The sequence below is a fragment of the Paraburkholderia sp. SIMBA_054 genome (assembly GCF_046534875.1).
Lineage (GTDB): Bacteria > Pseudomonadota > Gammaproteobacteria > Burkholderiales > Burkholderiaceae > Paraburkholderia > Paraburkholderia hospita.
The window spans coordinates 17,653-34,974 of record NZ_JAWRXV010000014.1 but is presented as its reverse complement, the minus strand read 5'-3'; the positions used below and the strand labels follow the sequence as shown (position 1 = coordinate 34,974).

Genomic DNA, 17,322 nt, shown 5'->3' with positions numbered 1-17,322 from the left:
CGGGCCGTTGCGTGAATCTCATGCAGCGGCCCCATCCGTTCCGCAATTTCCTGCGGTTATCTGCATTCAGCTGGAGTAAAGGCATGGCAGAAATGGTCTTGTCCCAGATCGCCAATGGGTTGGTGCTGGGCTTTCTCTACGTGTTGCTCGCGATCGGTCTGTCGATCATCTGCGGGCTGCTTGGCATCGTCAACTTCGCGCACGGCGCGCTGTTCGCGCTTGGCGCGTACTTCGCGATCGCGCTGTCGACGCAGTTCGGCTGGGCTGCCGTGATCGTCGCCCCTGTCCTCGTCGCGCTCGCGGGCATGCTAATCGAAGTGATTTTCATCCGGCGGCTTTACGGCAAGGAGCCCTTGCTCGGACTGATCGTGACGTTCGCCCTGTCGCTGCTGCTGACGGCGCTGATCCGCCTGGTGTGGGGCGCGGGTGGCCTGCCGTTCAGTCCGCCCGCGGCGCTCAGCGGCTTTCTCGTCTACGGGCCGCTGCTCATCACGAAGTATCGTCTGTTCGTGCTCGCCGCGACGGTCGCGATTCTGCTCGCGCTGTGGTGGTTCATGAAGTTCACGCCCTATGGGCGCATCTTGCGCGCGGGCAGCCGCGACCCTGAGATGGTTGGCCTGCTCGGCATCAATCTGCCGCGCGTGCTGACGGGCGCGTTTGGTCTCGGCGCATTGCTCGCGGGTGCAGCGGGCGTGCTCGCCGCTCCGCTTCTGACCGTCACGCCCAGCATGGCGACGGCAGCCGTGATGCCCGCCTTCGTGATCGTCACGATCGGCGGTCTGGGCTCGTTTGCGGGCGCCGTCGTCGCGGGCCTGCTGGTCGGCGTGGTGACGGCTCTCGCCGTGCAGTTCTTTCCGGAGGGGTCGTCGGTGGCGATGTATGTCCTGATGGCACTCGTTCTGCTCGTGCGTCCGCGCGGGCTATTCGGCGAACGCTGGGAGCGCTTCGAATGAATGTCAAACTGTTGACCCGGCACCCCGTCGCGCTGCTGACCACGTGCCTCATCGTCGTTTCGATCGCATTGACCGCGAGCGGCACGCCGCTCGAACGCGCGACGCAGATCGCCATCTACACGCTCTACGGAATGGGCGTGAATCTTCTTGTCGCGTATACGGGCCTCGTGCCGTTCGGCGCCTCGGTGTTCTTCGGCACGTCGACGTATCTGGTCGCGATCTCGCTGCAACGTCTGATCGGCAACGAAATCGTTGCGCTGGCTGCGAGCGTGGTCGTCACGGCGGTGATGGCCGCATTGATCGGCGCGATCGTGCTCAAGCGGCGCGGGCTGTACTTCTCGCTCCTCACGCTCGCCTGCTCGCAGATCGCGTTCGAAATCGCGTTCAAGTGGACCGACGTGACGGGCGGCGAGAACGGCCTGCAGAACGTGCCGCGCCCGACCTTCGCGATGACCACTAGCTTTCATGTTTTCGCGTGCGTCACGGTGATCGCCGTCGCATATGGCCTGTGGCGCCTCGTCCATGCGCCGTTTGGGCGCGCGTTGCAAGCGCTGCGCGATAACGAGCAACGCGCCGCGAGCCTCGGCTATGACACGTACCGCCTGAAGCTGTACGCGTTCGTGATCTCCGCCGCTGTGATCGGTTACGCGGGCGGGTTGCTGTGCCTGATGCTGCAGGGCGCCTATGCGAACAACCTCAGTTGGGAGCACGCAGGCGACAGTCTGCTGATGACGGTGCTAGGCGGCGTGCACCAGTTTCTCGGGCCGCTGTGGGGCGCGATTGCGTTCATCCTGCTCGAAGACAAGTTGAGCAGCCTCACCGAACACTGGTGGCTGATGTTCGCGCCGATCATCATTGCGTTCGCGTTCTTCTCGCCCGAAGGCATTCAGGGTCTTGCGCAGCGCCTGCTGCGCCGGCCGCGCTGGACGCTCGTGCGCGACACCATTCCCGCGCGCCCCGAAGTGATCGCGCCATATCGCGCGAGCCGCATCGACATGAATCCGGATGCGCCGATTCTCAGCGTGCGCGGGCTGTCGAAGCAATTCGGCTCGCTCGTGACGGCCGACAAGATCGACCTCGACGTCTATCCGTACCAGCTGCACAGCTTCATCGGGCCGAATGGCGCGGGCAAGACGACCTTCTTCAATATGCTGACGGGCGTGCTGCCGCCATCGTCGGGCACGATCACATTCGACGGCAGGGACGTGACGCGGCTGGCGATGTTCCGCCGCGTGCGGCTCGGCATGAGCCGCTCGTTCCAGATTCTCAGCGTGTTCCGCAACCTCACCGTGTTCGAGAACGTGCGCGTCGCCGTGCAGGCCGCGCAGCGCGAACGGCTCGGCTTGTGGCGCGACGCGCATACGCTCGACATGCAGAACGCGCGCGCCTGGTCGCTGCTCGCAGCCGTCGGTCTCGTCGAGCGCGCGGCGGCATCGTGCGAGAGTCTCTCGCATGGGGAACAACGTCTGCTCGAAATCGCGTTGTCGCTCGCGACGCAGGCTCGTCTGCTGCTGCTCGACGAACCGCTCGCGGGCCTTGCCGAAGCGGATCGCGCAAACGTCGCGCGCATCGTGCGCGAACTCGCGAACCATCACGCGGTGCTGTTGATCGAGCACGACATCGACCGCGTGCTGACCATTTCCGATCGCGTCAGCGTGCTGCATCGCGGCCATCTGATCGCGGACGGCTCGCCTGCCGACGTGGCTGCGCATCCTGAAGTGATCGAGGCGTACATGGGTCACGCAAAGGGCCAGCGTCCCGTCGATGCGCGTCTCGCCGAACGCGCGCACAAGCGCGACACACCGGCGAGTCGGCGCGCGCTTCTGCAACTGCAAAACGTGAAGGCGGGCTACGCGGGCAACACGATTCTCGACGGCATCGATCTCACGCTGCACGAAGGCGAAGTGATCGCGATTCTCGGACGCAACGGCGTCGGCAAGACGACCGCACTGCGTGCGGCAACGGGCGTCGCGCAGATCAGCGCAGGCACCATCACGTTCGACGGACACGACATCACGTCGCGGCCAATGCACGAGATCAACCGGCTCGGTCTCGCGATGGTCCCTGAAGGCCGCCGCCTGTTTCCGAATCTGACCGTCTACGAAAACTTGCGGCTCGCCGCGCGCAAGGGCGGCGCGAGCGTCGACGAGATTTACGCACTCTTTCCGCGGCTCGCGAACCGCAAGGACGTACGCGCCGAACATCTTTCGGGCGGCGAGCGGCAGATGGTGGCTATCGCGCGTGCGTTGATGGCGCCCGCCAAAGCGATCCTGCTCGACGAACCGTTCGAAGGTCTCGCGCCTGCCGTCGTGCAGGAAGTGCTCGACGCCGTCGTCAAGCTGCGCGAGCGGGCAAGCGTCGTTATCGTCGAACATCAGGCCGATATGGTGTTGCCCATTGCCGACCGCGTGTATGTGCTCGTCAACGGCCGCGTCGCTTATGAGAACACGGCTGACGCGCTCGCTCAGGACAGCGCGACGCAGGCCAAACTGCTCGGCATCGTGCATGACGATGCCCGTTCTACTCTGGAGGTGAAAACAGCATGACTCAAACGACTGCAACGAACGTCGCCGTATCGCTCGACGAGGGACTCAGCGGCGCGACGCGCGTGTATTTCATTGTCGGCGATCCCATTGCGCAGGTGCGTTCGCCCAAAGGCGTGACGGCGGCCCTGCGCGAAGCAGGACGCGACGCGCTCGTGGTTCCCGCACATGTCGCGCCGGACGACCTCACGGCATTCTTCGCTGGCGTCGCGCCGATGCGCAACGTCGACGGCGTGATTATCACGGTGCCGCACAAGTTCAGCGCAGCCGGCTTCTGCTCGAGTCTGTCCGATGAGGCCGCGTTTCTCGGCGCGGTGAACACGCTGCGGCGCACGGCCGATGGCGGCTGGCATGGCGGTATGTTCGACGGCACGGGTTTCGTGGCCGCCCTCGAGGATGCGGGCTGCGATCTGCAAGGCAAACGCGCGTTGCTGATCGGCGCAGGCGGCGCGGGCTCGGCCATCAGCCATGCGCTCGTCAGTGCGGGCGTCGCTGCTCTCGACGTGCGCGACAACGATACGGCGCGCACCCAATCGCTCGTGACCCGGCTCGCCGCGATGCAATGCGGCGCCGTGCACGTGGCGGCGGCCGATGTCGAAGCCGGATCGTTCGATGTCATCGTCAACGCATCGCCGATGGGCATGCGCGCCGACGATCCGTTGCCCATCGACGTGTCGCGCCTGCCTGCTTCCACGTTCGTCGGTGACGTCGTCACGAAGCCGCCGCTCACGCCGTTCATCGAAGCGGCACGCGCGCGCGGCTGCAAGACCGTGACGGGCACGCAGATGTTCGCGCGCGTGTGCGACCGCATGGTCGAATTTCTGCTCGACGCACAAGCATGAGCGCGGCGCAGCGAGTCGCCGTCGTTACGGGCGGCGCGGGCGGGATCGGCCGCGCGATTGCGGCGCGCCTGCAACGCGACGGCATGCGCGTCGCGCTGTGGGACCTCGATGCGCGTGCGGCGCGCGAAGCCGCCGACGCGCTGAGCGCCGATGAGAACAACGCGGTCATCGGCGTGCATGCGGATGTGACGGACGAAGCCTCCGTCGCAGCTGCGCTCAAGACGACACTTGAACGCTTCGGCGCGCTGCACGTGTTGATCAACAGCGCGGGCACGACAGGCCCGATCTCGACTGTCGCCGACAGCGCGCTCGACGCATGGCAGCGCTGCATCGACGTCAATCTTCGCAGCGTGTTCCTTTGCTCACGCGCCGCCGTCAAACCCATGCTCGACGCGGGCTTCGGCCGCATCGTCAATCTCGCGTCGATTGCGGGCAAGGAAGGCAACCCGTCGATGTCCGCGTATTCGGCGGCCAAAGCCGGCGTGATTGCGTTCACGAAGTCGATGAGTAAGGAACTGGCGCTGACGCCGGTGCGCGTGAACTGCATCGCGCCCGCGGTGATCGACACGCCCTTGCTGCAACAGATGACGCCCGACGCGCTCGCCGCGAGTCTCGCGAAGATCCCGATGCAACGCGCCGGAACGGCCGACGAAGTCGCGAGCCTGGCCGCGTGGCTGGCATCGGGTGAATGCTCGTTTTCGACGGGCGCGACCTTCGATCTGTCCGGCGGACGCGCGACTTATTGAACGTCTGTTCGGACACAACCCAGCAAGTACGAAAACTGCGACAAGGCATCAGAGGAGACAGTGAATATGAACTCAGGCAGCAGTATCCATTGGGACGAAGAAGTCGATGTGCTCGTGTTCGGCGCGGGCGCGGCGGGCATGACCGCCGCGTTGATCGCGCATCATGAGGGCCTAGACGTTCTCTTGTGCGAAAAGACGGACGCAGTCGGCGGCATCACGTCGACGTCGGGCGGCACGACCTGGGTGCCGGGCACGCAACTGAGCGTCGATGCGGGCGTGCCCGACAGCGTCGACGACGCGCGCCGGTTTCTGCAATCGGTGGTCGGCGAACGCGGCGGCGACGAAGCACGCGAGGCCTTCCTGCAAAGCGGTCCGCTCGCCATCGACGAATTGCAGCGCATCAGCGACGTCAAGTTCGTCGCGGCGGCCGCGCACCCGGACTATGTGACGGGACCGGGCGCGGCATTCGGCGGCCGCGCGCTCGCGCCCTTGCCTTTCGATGCCCGCGTGCTGCACAAGGATTTCTCGCGCGTGCGCCCGCCGCGCAAGGAATTCATGGGCCTGGGCGGGATGATGGTCAATCGCAGCGACCTTGGCGCGCTGCTCAGTCCGTTCGGATCGTTCAGCCATTTCAGGCGCACCGTCGAAGTGGTCGGCCGTTATGTAATCGACCGCATGCGTTTTCCGCGCGGCACGCAGCTCGTGATGGGCAACGCGCTCGCCGCCCGGCTCTTCTATAGCCTGCGCAAGCGCGACGTGGCAGTGCGCTTCGAAACGCCGCTCGTCGAACTGGTTCGCGAGCAAGGTCGAGTAACGGGCGCCGTAGTCGGTTCGCGTGACGGCAAGCAGCGGCGCATTGGCGCGCGTCGCGGTGTCGTGCTCGCCACGGGCGGCGTCACGCGGCATCCGGCGCTGCGCAAACAGTTGTTTCCTGCTGCCGCACAACCGCTGTCGCTGTCTCCCGACACCCACACGGGCGACGGCGTCAGCAACGCGCTCGCCGTCGATGCGCGACTCGAAAACGGCGGCGACAGCCCCGGGCTCTGGATGCCCTGCTCGATCCGCCGTTCGCCCAGCGGCGACGATAGCGTGTGGCCGCATATCATCCTCGATCGCGCGAAGCCGGGGCTCATCGCGGTGAACAGCCGGGGCGAGCGGTTCGTCAACGAATCCAACTCCTATCACGACTTCGTGATGGGCATGTTGCGCGACGACGGCCACGGCCCGAGCGTGCCGGCGCATCTGATCGTCGATGCGGATTTTATCCGCGACTATGGTCTGGGCCTGCTGATGCCGGGGCGAAGCCGCGCGCGCATTGCGGAGTTCGAGCGCGCCGGGTATCTGGTCAAAGGCGACACGCTGGCCGCGCTGGCGGCGAAGTTGAATGTGGATGCGACAGGTCTCGCGCGCACCGTCGAGACCTACAACCGCGATGCCGCGTTGGGCAACGACCCTGCGTTCGGCCGCGGTTCCAGCCCGATGAGCCGGTTCAATGGCGACGCGGCGCAGAAGCCCAATCCGTGCATCCGTCCGTTGGGCAAAGGTCCGTATTACGCCGTGACCGTGTGGCCAGCCGACCTCGCGTGCAGCGCAGGACTGAGCGGAAATGCGAACGGCGAACTGCTCGATGTGAACGGCAACGTGATACCTGGACTCTTCGCGTGCGGCAACGATCTGGCTTCGATCTTTCGCGGCACGTATCCCGGACCCGGCACGACGTTGGGCCCAGCGATCGTGTTCGGATGGCGCGTCGCGAAGTACATCGCGGGTAAGCTGGATGACGCCGCTTCAAATAGCCGGATGCACGTGGATGCCTGCATGAACGAATTGAGGTAAGCCGTATCGGGATGCGGGGAATCGGCTGTTTCCCGAACGTGCGAGCGCATATATCGATATCAGCCTTCGTTCGTTTGCACGCCTTTCGGCTGTCAATAGAATGAGTGCGCCTGTCATCGCGCATCGTCCGATACGCATCCACCACGCACGCCCATGTCACGACGCATCCATCTCAATCTGTTCATACACGGCCGCGGGCATCATGAGGCGGGTTGGCGCCATCCGGGCGCGACGCGCAAAGCGCTCACCGACATCAACTATTTCATCGATCTCGCAAAGCGCGCTGAAGCTGGCCGCTTCGATTCGATCTTCTTCGCCGACGCACTCGAACTAGGCGACGGCGCGCGTTATGTCGCAAGCGGCGCGCTCGAACCGATTACGACATTGGCGGCACTCGCTCGCGAGACCTCGCGCATCGGTTTGATCGCCACAGCCTCGACGACTTATACCGAGCCCTACAATCTCGCGCGCCAGTTTGCTTCGCTGGATCATATTTCCGGCGGGCGCGTCGGCTGGAACATCGTGACTTCGTGGGTCGGTGGCGCTGGCCCCAACTTCGGCTACGAACGCGCGCCCGAGCACAGCGAGCGCTACGCGCGCGCGGACGAATTCGTGCAGGTTGTGAAAGCGCTATGGGATAGCTGGGCCGATGACGCGATCATCGACGACGTCGAGTCGGGCCGCTTCCTCGACCGTGAGCGCGTGCGCCGGATCGACTGGAAGGGCCAGTTCTACCGCGTCGCCGGTCCCCTCAATCTGCCCCGCTCGCCGCAAGGCTGGCCCGTGCTGGTGCAAGCAGGCTCGTCGGCGACGGGCAAGGCATTCGCCGCCAGGCACGCGGAAGCCGTGTTCACGGCGCACCTGACGAAAGAATCCGCGGTCGACTTCTACGCCGAACTGAAGCAGGCAGCCGTCGCCGCCGGACGTCGCGCGGAAGATGTGGTGATCCTGCCCGGCCTGAGCGCCGCGATCGGTTCGACCGACGCACAAGGCCAAGCGCTGCTCGAAGAACTCAACGGTCTCACGGATATCGAAGTGGGACTGAGCCGCCTGTCGAACCGCTTCGGCGGACATGACTTCTCGACGCTCGCACTCGACCAGCCGCTTTCGCGCGACGACTTCCCAGACCCGTCGACGGTGCAGGCTGCGCAAAGCCGCGCCGCCGCGATCACCGAACTCGTCGCACGCGAACGGCCGACGCTGCGCAATCTGCTTCGACAGCTGGCAGGCGCGCGGGGGCACTTCACGCTTGCGGGCTCGCCGGAGCGTGTCGCCGATACGATCGAGGACTGGATCGAGAGCCGCGCAGCGGACGGCTTCAATGTGATGCCGCCCATCTTGCCCGCGCAACTCGACATCTTCGTCGATCACGTCGTGCCGATCCTGCAGAAACGCGGGCTGTTTCGCCGCGACTACGACGCCGACACGCTGCGCGGGCACTATGGGCTCGCGCGCCCCGCCAATCCGCATTTCCCGGCCTGACGCTTCATATGATGGCGACGCTTCGCATGCAGTCATTCCGCCGCCCGCTGTGGCATGGGCTCGTGATTCTCATTGCGTGTCTGCTGCTGCATTCCCGCGCGCATGCCGAGGGATGGCCTGCGGCGATCAACATCGGCATTCAGAAGGGCGATCCGCTCGTTGCGCTACGGGCATCGGGCGAACTCGAAAAAGCGTTCGCTGCGCATGGCGTCGCCGTCAGATGGAAGGAATTCGTCTATGGCGCGCCGCTCGTCGAGGCGATCAATACGGGCGATGTCGACGTCGGCGCGGTCGGCTCGACGCCGCCGATTCTCGCGCAGGCGGGCGCGGCACCCGGCGTGGTGTACGTCGCATACGCGCCGCGGCTGCAAAAGAGCTACGGCCTGATCGTCCCGGCGAATTCGACTGTGCGTCGGCTCGACGACCTGAAAGGCAAGAAGATCGCCTTCGCGAAGGGCTCGCAAGGGCATCTGTTCGTATTGAAGGCGCTCGCCGACGCCGGTGTCCCGCCCACGTCGGTGCAATTCGTATATCTGAGTTACAGCGACGCGCGCGCGGCATTCGAGCGCGGCTTCATCGACGCGTGGGCAGTGCCGGACCCGCGCTATGCCGATACCGAACTCGCAACGGGCGCGCGTACGATACTGACGATCGGCCAGCTTTCCGTGCCGCAGTACGGCTTCTATATCGGCTCGCGCGATTTTGCGCGGCGTTATCCCGCTACGTTGCGGCTGCTATTCGATGTGCTCGACCGGCAGACGGCTATCGAACTCGCGCATCCTGCACAGACGGCTGAGTTCCTGTCGCAGAGCACGGGTGTGCGCCTCGACGTGTGGTCGAAGGCCTTGCCGAGGCTGGAATGGGGCGTGCACTATCCGCTCACCAGCGAAGTCGTCAAGGCACAGCAGGACGCTGCGGACCTCGCGTATCGCGAGCATGTCATTCCGAAACGCGTCGACGTGCGTGACGCGATCGTCGATATCCAGCAATAGCCGTCAACCGCGTACGTCGTCAATATGAGCCAGCCTTTTCTCTTTGACGTGTTCGGGCGGATCATGTTGATCGAGGCAAGCGAGGACGGTTGGGCGGCCTTCTATGTCGGACAGGATGGCAAGCGACGGCGGGCCGATTTCCAGATTCCTGGCTCTATCGACGGCGATGAACTGGCGCAGTATCTGGACGATCTGTTTCATGAAGACGCGTCGCCTGCGCGTCCATCGGTTGTGCCGCTTCCTGGTGATACGGGCGACGGCAACTGACAGCGCTGCGCATCAGGCGAGAATCGCACGAGGTGGCTTCGGTAAAGCGAATGCGTAATGTTCGACTCGCCGATCTCCTGAGCGGCGTAGTGCAGGCGCAGCCTAGCGAGCGCGCGCTTCACGAAGGCACACATCGCCTTTGCGTTTGGCGATGGCAGCGCTCGCGGCGGCATAGTCCTCGGAGAACGCTCGCTGCGCGAAGCACGGCGCCGACGTCGCGAGCAGCGCATCGATCTTTGCGAACTGCTTGTCGAACACCCAGGGCCGGCGTGCGAGCGTGCGGTCGTTGAGCCAGTAGGGACTCCAGTCGCGGGTCGTCTCGATGATCTCGCGCGCGAATTCCGGCCCGTACTCAAGCCCGCCCTCGATCACGACATCGATATACGACTCAACGAGCGGAAACCTGGCGTCCGGAACCGGAAGCCCTTCGCCCGGCGTCTTGCCTTCGGCTTTCGGCACGTAGACCCAGACAGTTCCCTGCGCCGGTAGCGGCTGCCACGATACGGCCTCGATGAGCGCGCGCGGCACCTCGACGCGCACGTATCCCTTCTCGCGCTCGTCGAACGCGGACATGTCGTTGCCGGCAACGGGATAGATCACGCCGTTGATTGTCATCGGCGCTTCACCCTCGAACGGACGCCGCAGGCCGAGCGCCGTGAAGCCGGTGCGCGCGCGGTCGCTCCAGCTGCGCACATAGCCGAACGCCGCCGAAACGCGTACCGGAATCGCCGCAACCGGTTTGCCGGCTGTGTCGTTGCGCGATGGGGTGTTGATGAGCGAGCCGTAGCCGAAGATGAACTGCGTCGGCTGATCGGGGAGACGCGTTCCCCAGAAGTCGGTGGTCTGTGCATGCGCCGCCGAGCTAACGAGCGCCAGTGCGACAACGAATCCTCGAATCTTGGCCATCGCTGACATCGTCAGATCTCCGTCAACTGCGTTGACGCAGATGATCGCTCATGCCAGGCCGCCCGGCAACTGCGCGCGCCGGATTGCGTGCGCAGTCGTGGTTCCTGAATCTGACGCCGCTGCTTTTGCGCTACGCGTAGTACTCGTCGGGCAGCAGCATGTCTTCGAAGAACGCGCCGAATCTGCCCTGTGGGTCGCGGAAATGGCATTCGACGACCCATCGCATCGCGGCGGGACGGCGCTCGAGTCGCGCCAGGGGACCCGCATGAATCGCGGCGTGCGGATAATCCGAAAGTCGGTGGCCCGCGACGACGGGATCGAGGAGCCAACCCGCCTTCGACGCGGCCTCGGCCGCGTGCCGGTACAGTTCGGCGCCGGTGAGCCCCTCGTTGATCCACAACGCGCGAACGTCGTGGAACAACGCTTTGACGTCGCGCGCGCAACGCGCATGCTCCGCATGATCGCCCACCACGAAGGTGTCGCCCGCATCGCCTTCCCATGCACCATAACGCGGGCCGATGTCGATGAAGAAAATGTCGTTCTCCGCGAGCACGACGCGGGACGCTGGCTGCTCCGTCAACGGCCTCGCCGTGTTCGCGCCAAAACGCACGATGACGGGATGCCACGTGCGCGCCATTCCGGCATCCGCGAGCAAGCTCTTCGTCAGCTGAACGGCGTCGTCTTCCGTCATCCCCGGCTCGATATGACTCGCGACTTCGCGAATCACCGCAAGTGTCTTCGCACGCGTGTCGAGCATCCCGAGAATTGAAAACCCACGCCCGACCTCTTCGGGATCTTGAACTTGCGAATCTTGCACATGAACCTCTCTTGAACTTCAACATCTCTCGTTTCGATAGACGCCTCATCACCAGCCTGCGAGAAATTCGCGCAGCAACGTGATGTAGAGCGTCGGCTCTTCGACATTGGGAAAATGACCTGAACGCTTCATCTCGACGAATTCCACATCGGAAATCAGGCTCGCGCACTCCTGACCGTCCTGCACGCTGTTGAGCCGGTCGTAGCGTCCGGACATGACCAGCGTATTGGCCTCGATGCGCGGCAGCGCTGGCCTCAGATCGAAGCCCGTCAACGCCGCTGCGGCCGAGGCCCATTCCGGGGGCGTCAACGGAAAGCGGCGCTCTTCGCTGATCCACGCCGCCTTCGTTGGCTCGCTCGCGTAAGGGCCGAAGGACAGCTTCAGCAAATATTCCTGCTGCTCGTCATGCGTCATGCCCTTGAATTCATCGGCATGTTCCGCAATCAGCCGCGCCGATGACGATGTCTCGCCATGACACTTCGGCACGACGAGCACCAGGCTGTGAATGCGCGCGGGGTATCTCGCAGCGAGACCCTGCGCGACGTAACTGCCCATCGACGATCCAACGACACGAGCGTCCGTCATCCCGAGCACATCGAGGACGCCTGCGGCATCGTCGATATGGTCGTCGAGCGTATAGTGCGCGGGACGCGCCGATTCGCCATGACCTCGCGCGTCGATTGCGACCGTCGTGAAGTACGGCATGAACGACTCGACCTCCTTCGACCACACACGCCCGCTCGCGCCGAGTCCGTGAAGAAACAGCAGCGGCGGTCCCGTCCCTTCTATCGCGACACTGAGGTCGACACCATTCACGTGCAATATCGGCATGGTTTGAGCACTCTTTCAGGCAGTCGTGGAAACGTCGGTGGACGCCGGGTACGTGTCGATGCCGAGATGCGCGCGCAGGAACATGGCGCCTTCTTCCAGCGCGGCATCCGCTTCGTCGAGAACGGAATGCCATATGTGCCATTCATGAATCATTCGTGGCCAGATATCGAGGCGCACTCTCGCCTGCGCAGCACCTGCCTTGCCCGCAAAGCGCACCGAATCGTCGAGCAAAGTTTCGTTGCCGCCGACGTGAATCAGCAACGGTGGCAAACCAGCCAGGTCGCCGAACAGCGGCGACGCGGACGGCGTGGTATGCGACTGTGCACGCAAGTAGTTTTGTGCAAAGAATGCAAGACCTTCCGGTGAAACGACGGGATCGACGCTCGCCTTTGTCAAGACGGATGGCCCCGACATGCTCAAATCGAGCCACGGCGAAATCAGGAACGCCGCAGACGGCAGAGCGAGACAGCGACGTTTCAGATCCAGCATCAGCGACGCGCACAGTCCTCCTCCCGCCGAATCGCCGACGAGCGCGATCGACTCCGGCGCGTATCCCTGCTGCAGCAGCCAGCACCAGGCGGCGACGGTGTCATCGAAGGCAGCGGGGTAAGGATGCTCCGGCGCCCGCCGATAATCGAGCGCATACACGTTCGCCGTCGTGCGCACGGCGATCTCGGCGATCAGTGTGCGGAACGTCTCGGGCTCACCAATCACGAATCCGCCGCCGTGCAGAAAGAGGATCGCCTTACCGGCTGACCCCTGTGGCGCGCTGCAATGGAGTCCCTTGAACCCAGGGGAGTCGACGGTTCTGAAACTCGCTCGAGGATTGACGGGCAGAGGTCCGTAAAGCGCCTTCAGTCCTTCGTGCAGTTGCGGCGCGGACATCTGCGCATGCGCGTCCTTGCTGACGCGCTCGATATTCGAAATGACGTTGATCAACTGTGTGTTCGACATGCTCTTGCCCCAGACGGTGACAGAGATTGAATAGCGACGCCGCGAACGTTTGCCCGTGCGGTTCAAAGGCTTTCCGGCGAAGGACCGACATGCAGCTCTGGCTCCCTGAACTCCGAAATCGGTGCATGCGGGTCGATCTCGATCACTTGCCCACCGAACACGAGCGACGGCAAACGCGATACGTGTAGCGCTTCAGCTTCCGCTACCGCCTCTCGCCGTTCCGACAGATTAACGACACGCAGCGCAAAGCGGGTCTTGTCGATCAACGTGTCCATGCTCTCGACCACTGCGACGCAGATCGAGCAGCCATCGTGATACAGCGTTATGGGAGTCACTTGCTTCTCCATCAATATAGTTCGGATATCTGCATGCTTACGACGCACTGCAAACTGAAGAGCATTGTCGGCTGGCCGCGCTAAGGGGTCCATGGCCGCGAGATTCGAACTCAAGCCAAAGAAGGGCATCGAACGGCCATCTCCGTACACGCATGCCGATGCCGTATCCGATGCGCTGCGCACGCGGCTTCATTTCCGGACACAACGCGTCAACAAAGCGCCATGCCGCGATCCGGATCACACCGCAGCCCTACACTCGATTGCGTTCAACGAATCGGGGGCAACGATGCATATCGGAATCCTTGTCCTGCCACGTCACAGGGCGTCGGACCTTGTTGCGGCAATGGACACACTCAGCCTGCTCGATGAAGGCTCTAACAACGGCGAACACTACCGGTTCCAGCTGATCGGGCTGGACTTCCTGTATGTGACGGGGAAAGGCGGCCTCGCCGTGATGGCCGATTCGACCATTGCGACCACCGCGCCCGATTTCGACACGCTGCTGATAGCGGGCGGCAAATCGGACCGGTCGCCGACCGCTGCGGCGCTCGTCGAATGGATCGCCGCAGCGGGGCAAAAGGCGCGCCGCATCGGCGCAGTTGGCGAAGCGGTACCGTTGCTTGCGAGCGCGGGCCTGCTCGACGGATGCACGGTCGCGCTTCACCCTGCCGCGCTTCGGCGGTTCTCGCAACGATGGCCGACCGTCATCGCGAGGTCCGATCAATCCTTCATACGTGACGGTAAGGTGTTGACGGCGTTCGGCCCGGAATCCAGCGTCGATCTTGCGCTTGAACTCGTCCGAGATGACTTCGGACAGTTCGCCGCGTCGCAACTGGCTCAACGTCTCGACACCTGCCGTCTGACGTCAATGAAACGGGCCGCGCGACCCTGTCTTCGCATGGGCAAACGCGCCTGCATCCGCGAACTTCAGCATTACATCCTGTCGCACCTGTCGGCGGATCTTTGCGTGTCCCGCCTCGCTGCCCGCGCCGGGATGAGCGAGCGTCATTTCGCACGCGTGTTCGTCCGCGAAACGGGCACCACGCCGCTCGAATTCGTGCGCACGCAGCGCGTCACGCGAGCGATGCGATTGCTCGTCCAATCCGCTCACTCCATTGCGCAGATCGCCCAGTTGTGCGGCTTCAGCGGAGCGCAGACGCTCAAGCGCAACGTGGCGGCCGTTCTCGGCACAACGGCGCTTGAACGCTGAGCGTTACCCGTCGCAGGCGAACTTCAGAACGCCTCTTGGCCGGCTGGCCGTTCTCTGTCCTTCGATGGCCGAAATTTGATCGTTGAGCGACTTTCGGCCACGCGATTCATGAACCAGAATTTGTTCCAAGACACCGGGCGCTTGCCCGATCGGAATTCAAAATATTCAGGAGGTTCATCATGTCCACGCTTTCTTCCCCCAGCTCACAAGTTGTCCGAAATAGCGCTTCCATCAAGAATCTGCCAGTGAACCTGTTTGGCTCTGTCATGGGTATTGCCGGCCTCTCCCTCGCGTGGCGGTTCACGAGCCACGAGTTCGGCGTGAGCCCCTATATTTCAGGCGCGATCGGCACGCTCGCCGTCGTGGTTTTCCTGCTGCTCAGCGGCGGATACCTCGTTAAGTGGTTCAGGCATCCCGACGCAGTGGCCGGCGAATTCCGTCACCCGATTGCAGGCAACTTCTTCGGCACGATCACGATTGCGATCCTGCTGCTGTCGTCCGTCATCGCGCCCGTCAGCCTGTTGCTTTCCGAAGTGGTCTGGACGATCGGCACCATCAGCACGGTGGCGCTCTCGTTCGTGATCGCGAGCCGTTTGCTGCAGGGCAAGATCGATGCGGGCCACGCGGTTCCGGCGTGGCTGATACCGGGCGTGGCGACACTCGACATTGCCGTGGCCGGCGGCACGATGCCGATGCCCTGGGCGCATGAAGTCAACCTGTTCGGGCTCGCCGTTGGCGCGATGATCGCGCTGCTGTTCTTCACGATGATCATGTCGCGCCTGATCCATCACGAACCGCTGCCCGTCGGGATGGTGCCCTCGATGGTGATTCTGATCGCGCCGTTTGAAGTCGGCTTCCTCGCGTACACGAACTTCACGCAGCACGTCGATACGTTTGCGGGCCTGCTTTTCTACTTCGGTCTGTTCGTGTTCGTGACGCTGGCGTTCAAGGTGTTCCGTAAGGGCATCCCGTTTGCGGCCGGCTGGTGGGCGATCAGCTTTCCGATGGCCGCGCTGACGAGCGCGTCGCTGAAGTACTCGATGTTCGTGCAGGCCTGGCCCGTGACGCTCATTGCGATCGCTCTGCTCACGCTTCTCACCATTGCGATCGCCGTGCTGTTCATCCGGACGCTGCACTTCCTGTTCAACGGCAAGCTTCTCGGCGCATAAGCATGGATGCTGCGGCATGAATTTCATGCCGCAGCAGGTCTTGCGTCACACCTGCCTCCACGCACCGCTATCGTCGCGGGCGTGGAGGTTTTGTTTCGTCTGCGCAAAAGTGAACTGGCTGCTGCCCTTGCCCGGAAGCGAAGAGCAGAGCATCAAGCAGCGCATTCAGGAACGATTCAACGACTTCATACGGCACGACGCACGTCGCGTGGCGTCCTTCAATTCGGGACCACACCAGTTCGACATCGAAACCATCAACAACCAGTTCCACCGCTGCGAGGATGAATCGCTCGCCATCGGATGACACGGGTAAGCGGAAATGGATGATGCATTCAGTCGATCTTCTCGAATGCATCAGGAGCGGGATGAACGCGGATGACAAGACGCCTCTCCCTGAATGAACGATGGATGCTACGGCAACTCACTAACCGCGTGACGCACGTGCGGACGCCACGCGTTGTGAAACGGATCAATAGACCATCTTCCGGTCGAGCCAGAGGCGGTAGAAGTCGTTCGACACGTCATAGTGGTATTGAATTGCCGCCTTGTCATCGCTCTTCGAATGCGCGTACTTACGGATCAGCTTGCCCGCCAGGCTCGCGCCGCCTGTCGATGGCGCCGGCAGCGCGGCCAGCTTGTAAGCGACATCGACGATATCGGCCACCTTGCCGTCGATATCGATTGACTCCCGTACGTAGGCCTCGCCAAGCGTATCGAGGCTCGGGTCGAGAAACGCACCGATAGCGCCGATGTCATTGATGCGCAGCGATACGAGAGGTGTATCGAACGACCCAAGGTCGTGACGGGTACCGTTCCATAGAGTCAAACGAACAGGAAGATCGAGCTCGTTTCGAACGCGCTCCATCCAGACCTGGAGCTTTGCGCCCAGAACCTTGTCTAGCATGTAAGAACCTGCAAAAAAATAAGACTGAACCGCCGGGGCGGACTACGAAGCCATTTTCAGACCGATGACGCCGACGACGATGCACCCGAGAAAGGCCATCCGGGCCGGCGACGCGGAATCGCCGAACAGATAGACGCCAAGAATGGCCGTACCCGCTGCGCCAATGCCCGTCCACACGGCATAAGCGCTGCCGATGGGCAAAGTCCGCACAGAAGCGGCCAGAAGCGTCATGCTGGCCAGCAACGACAGCGCGGTGCCGAGCGTTGGCCAAAAGCGTGTGAATCCTGCGCAATACTTCAGACCCGTGGCGAAGAGAATTTCGAAAACGCCTGCCAGGAACACACAAAACCAAGCCACCTGATGCACCTCCCCACAAAAAAAGAACGCCCAATTGCCAGATCATGGCCGTCCCATTCTGCCAACGAATAGCACCGAGGTGAGCCGTGGGAAGCCGTCAGAAACGGTCAAGTTGCGATAAGGTAAGGACACGCACGGACGGAAAGCCGCATCGGGTTACGAATGAGGCGTGATGCGA

Annotated in this window: 18 protein-coding genes; 11 read left to right on the top strand and 7 right to left on the bottom strand. The window is 63.3% G+C overall.

Going from position 1 to position 17,322, the window contains the following annotated elements; genetic code table 11:
- Window positions 1–83 precede the first annotated feature (83 nt).
- The 8 genes from SB822_RS18560 (at window position 84) to SB822_RS18525 (ending at window position 9,661) form a co-directional block, all read left to right on the top strand.
- Window positions 84–953 (top strand): branched-chain amino acid ABC transporter permease, encoded by an 870-nt coding sequence (locus SB822_RS18560; protein ID WP_007584162.1) that lies wholly within the window; start codon window positions 84–86, stop codon window positions 951–953.
- Window positions 950–3,499, top strand: coding sequence for an ATP-binding cassette domain-containing protein (locus SB822_RS18555; RefSeq protein WP_410855349.1), 2,550 nt, complete (start codon window positions 950–952; stop codon window positions 3,497–3,499). Before SB822_RS18560 ends, SB822_RS18555 begins: the two co-directional genes overlap by 4 nt.
- Entirely contained in the window at window positions 3,496–4,338 is an 843-nt protein-coding gene (locus tag SB822_RS18550) for a shikimate dehydrogenase family protein (RefSeq protein ID WP_114223877.1), read from the top strand. Before SB822_RS18555 ends, SB822_RS18550 begins: the two co-directional genes overlap by 4 nt.
- Window positions 4,335–5,084 carry an SDR family oxidoreductase gene (locus SB822_RS18545; RefSeq protein ID WP_086919247.1) on the top strand — a complete coding sequence of 250 codons (750 nt, stop codon included), beginning with the start codon at window positions 4,335–4,337 and terminating at the stop codon, window positions 5,082–5,084. Before SB822_RS18550 ends, SB822_RS18545 begins: the two co-directional genes overlap by 4 nt.
- 66 nt (window positions 5,085–5,150) lie before the next feature.
- Window positions 5,151–6,920: an FAD-binding protein gene (locus SB822_RS18540; protein WP_410855348.1), complete on the top strand. Its 1,770-nt coding sequence runs from the start codon at window positions 5,151–5,153 to the stop codon at window positions 6,918–6,920.
- A gap of 153 nt (window positions 6,921–7,073) precedes the next feature.
- On the top strand, window positions 7,074–8,402 hold the full coding sequence (locus SB822_RS18535; protein WP_007748775.1) for an LLM class flavin-dependent oxidoreductase: 1,329 nt from the start codon (window positions 7,074–7,076) through the stop codon (window positions 8,400–8,402).
- Between the two features lie 26 nt (window positions 8,403–8,428).
- Complete coding sequence (locus SB822_RS18530) at window positions 8,429–9,394, top strand: aliphatic sulfonate ABC transporter substrate-binding protein (protein ID WP_318271217.1); 966 nt, start codon at window positions 8,429–8,431, stop codon at window positions 9,392–9,394.
- Between the two features lie 24 nt (window positions 9,395–9,418).
- The gene (locus SB822_RS18525) at window positions 9,419–9,661 is read left to right on the top strand and encodes a hypothetical protein (RefSeq protein WP_007584153.1); all 243 of its coding nucleotides are present in this window, start codon (window positions 9,419–9,421) and stop codon (window positions 9,659–9,661) included.
- A 102-nt stretch (window positions 9,662–9,763) separates the two neighbouring features.
- On the opposite strand, the gene SB822_RS18520 is transcribed toward SB822_RS18525, so the two are convergent.
- From SB822_RS18520 to SB822_RS18500, 5 genes are all read right to left on the bottom strand, one after another.
- The gene (locus tag SB822_RS18520; RefSeq protein WP_007584152.1) at window positions 9,764–10,576 is read right to left on the bottom strand and encodes a gamma-glutamylcyclotransferase family protein; all 813 of its coding nucleotides are present in this window, start codon (window positions 10,574–10,576) and stop codon (window positions 9,764–9,766) included.
- Window positions 10,577–10,697: 121 nt separating this feature from the next.
- Window positions 10,698–11,384, bottom strand: coding sequence for a M24 family metallopeptidase (locus tag SB822_RS18515; protein ID WP_410855347.1), 687 nt, complete (start codon window positions 11,382–11,384; stop codon window positions 10,698–10,700).
- 48 nt (window positions 11,385–11,432) lie between these two features.
- Window positions 11,433–12,215, bottom strand: coding sequence for an alpha/beta fold hydrolase (locus SB822_RS18510; protein ID WP_410855346.1), 783 nt, complete (start codon window positions 12,213–12,215; stop codon window positions 11,433–11,435).
- A gap of 15 nt (window positions 12,216–12,230) precedes the next feature.
- Window positions 12,231–13,169 carry an alpha/beta hydrolase gene (locus SB822_RS18505; RefSeq protein ID WP_410855345.1) on the bottom strand — a complete coding sequence of 313 codons (939 nt, stop codon included), beginning with the start codon at window positions 13,167–13,169 and terminating at the stop codon, window positions 12,231–12,233.
- A 62-nt stretch (window positions 13,170–13,231) separates the two neighbouring features.
- Complete coding sequence (locus tag SB822_RS18500; protein ID WP_144020990.1) at window positions 13,232–13,504, bottom strand: hypothetical protein; 273 nt, start codon at window positions 13,502–13,504, stop codon at window positions 13,232–13,234.
- A 91-nt stretch (window positions 13,505–13,595) separates the two neighbouring features.
- On the opposite strand from SB822_RS18500, the gene SB822_RS18495 reads away from it, so the two are divergent.
- The 3 genes from SB822_RS18495 (at window position 13,596) to SB822_RS18485 (ending at window position 16,187) form a co-directional block, all read left to right on the top strand.
- A complete protein-coding gene (locus SB822_RS18495) occupies window positions 13,596–14,714 on the top strand; it encodes a GlxA family transcriptional regulator (RefSeq protein WP_114223870.1) in 1,119 nt (372 codons plus the stop codon).
- A 179-nt stretch (window positions 14,715–14,893) separates the two neighbouring features.
- Entirely contained in the window at window positions 14,894–15,883 is a 990-nt protein-coding gene (locus SB822_RS18490) for an SLAC1 anion channel family protein (protein WP_114223869.1), read from the top strand.
- A gap of 109 nt (window positions 15,884–15,992) precedes the next feature.
- Complete coding sequence (locus SB822_RS18485; protein WP_114223868.1) at window positions 15,993–16,187, top strand: hypothetical protein; 195 nt, start codon at window positions 15,993–15,995, stop codon at window positions 16,185–16,187.
- Between the two features lie 165 nt (window positions 16,188–16,352).
- On the opposite strand, the gene SB822_RS18480 is transcribed toward SB822_RS18485, so the two are convergent.
- Both SB822_RS18480 and SB822_RS18475 read right to left on the bottom strand, forming a co-directional pair.
- Window positions 16,353–16,787: a class I SAM-dependent methyltransferase gene (locus SB822_RS18480; protein WP_410855344.1), complete on the bottom strand. Its 435-nt coding sequence runs from the start codon at window positions 16,785–16,787 to the stop codon at window positions 16,353–16,355.
- Window positions 16,788–16,829: 42 nt separating this feature from the next.
- The gene (locus SB822_RS18475; protein ID WP_028367987.1) at window positions 16,830–17,144 is read right to left on the bottom strand and encodes a DMT family transporter; all 315 of its coding nucleotides are present in this window, start codon (window positions 17,142–17,144) and stop codon (window positions 16,830–16,832) included.
- Between the last annotated feature and the right edge of the window lie 178 nt (window positions 17,145–17,322).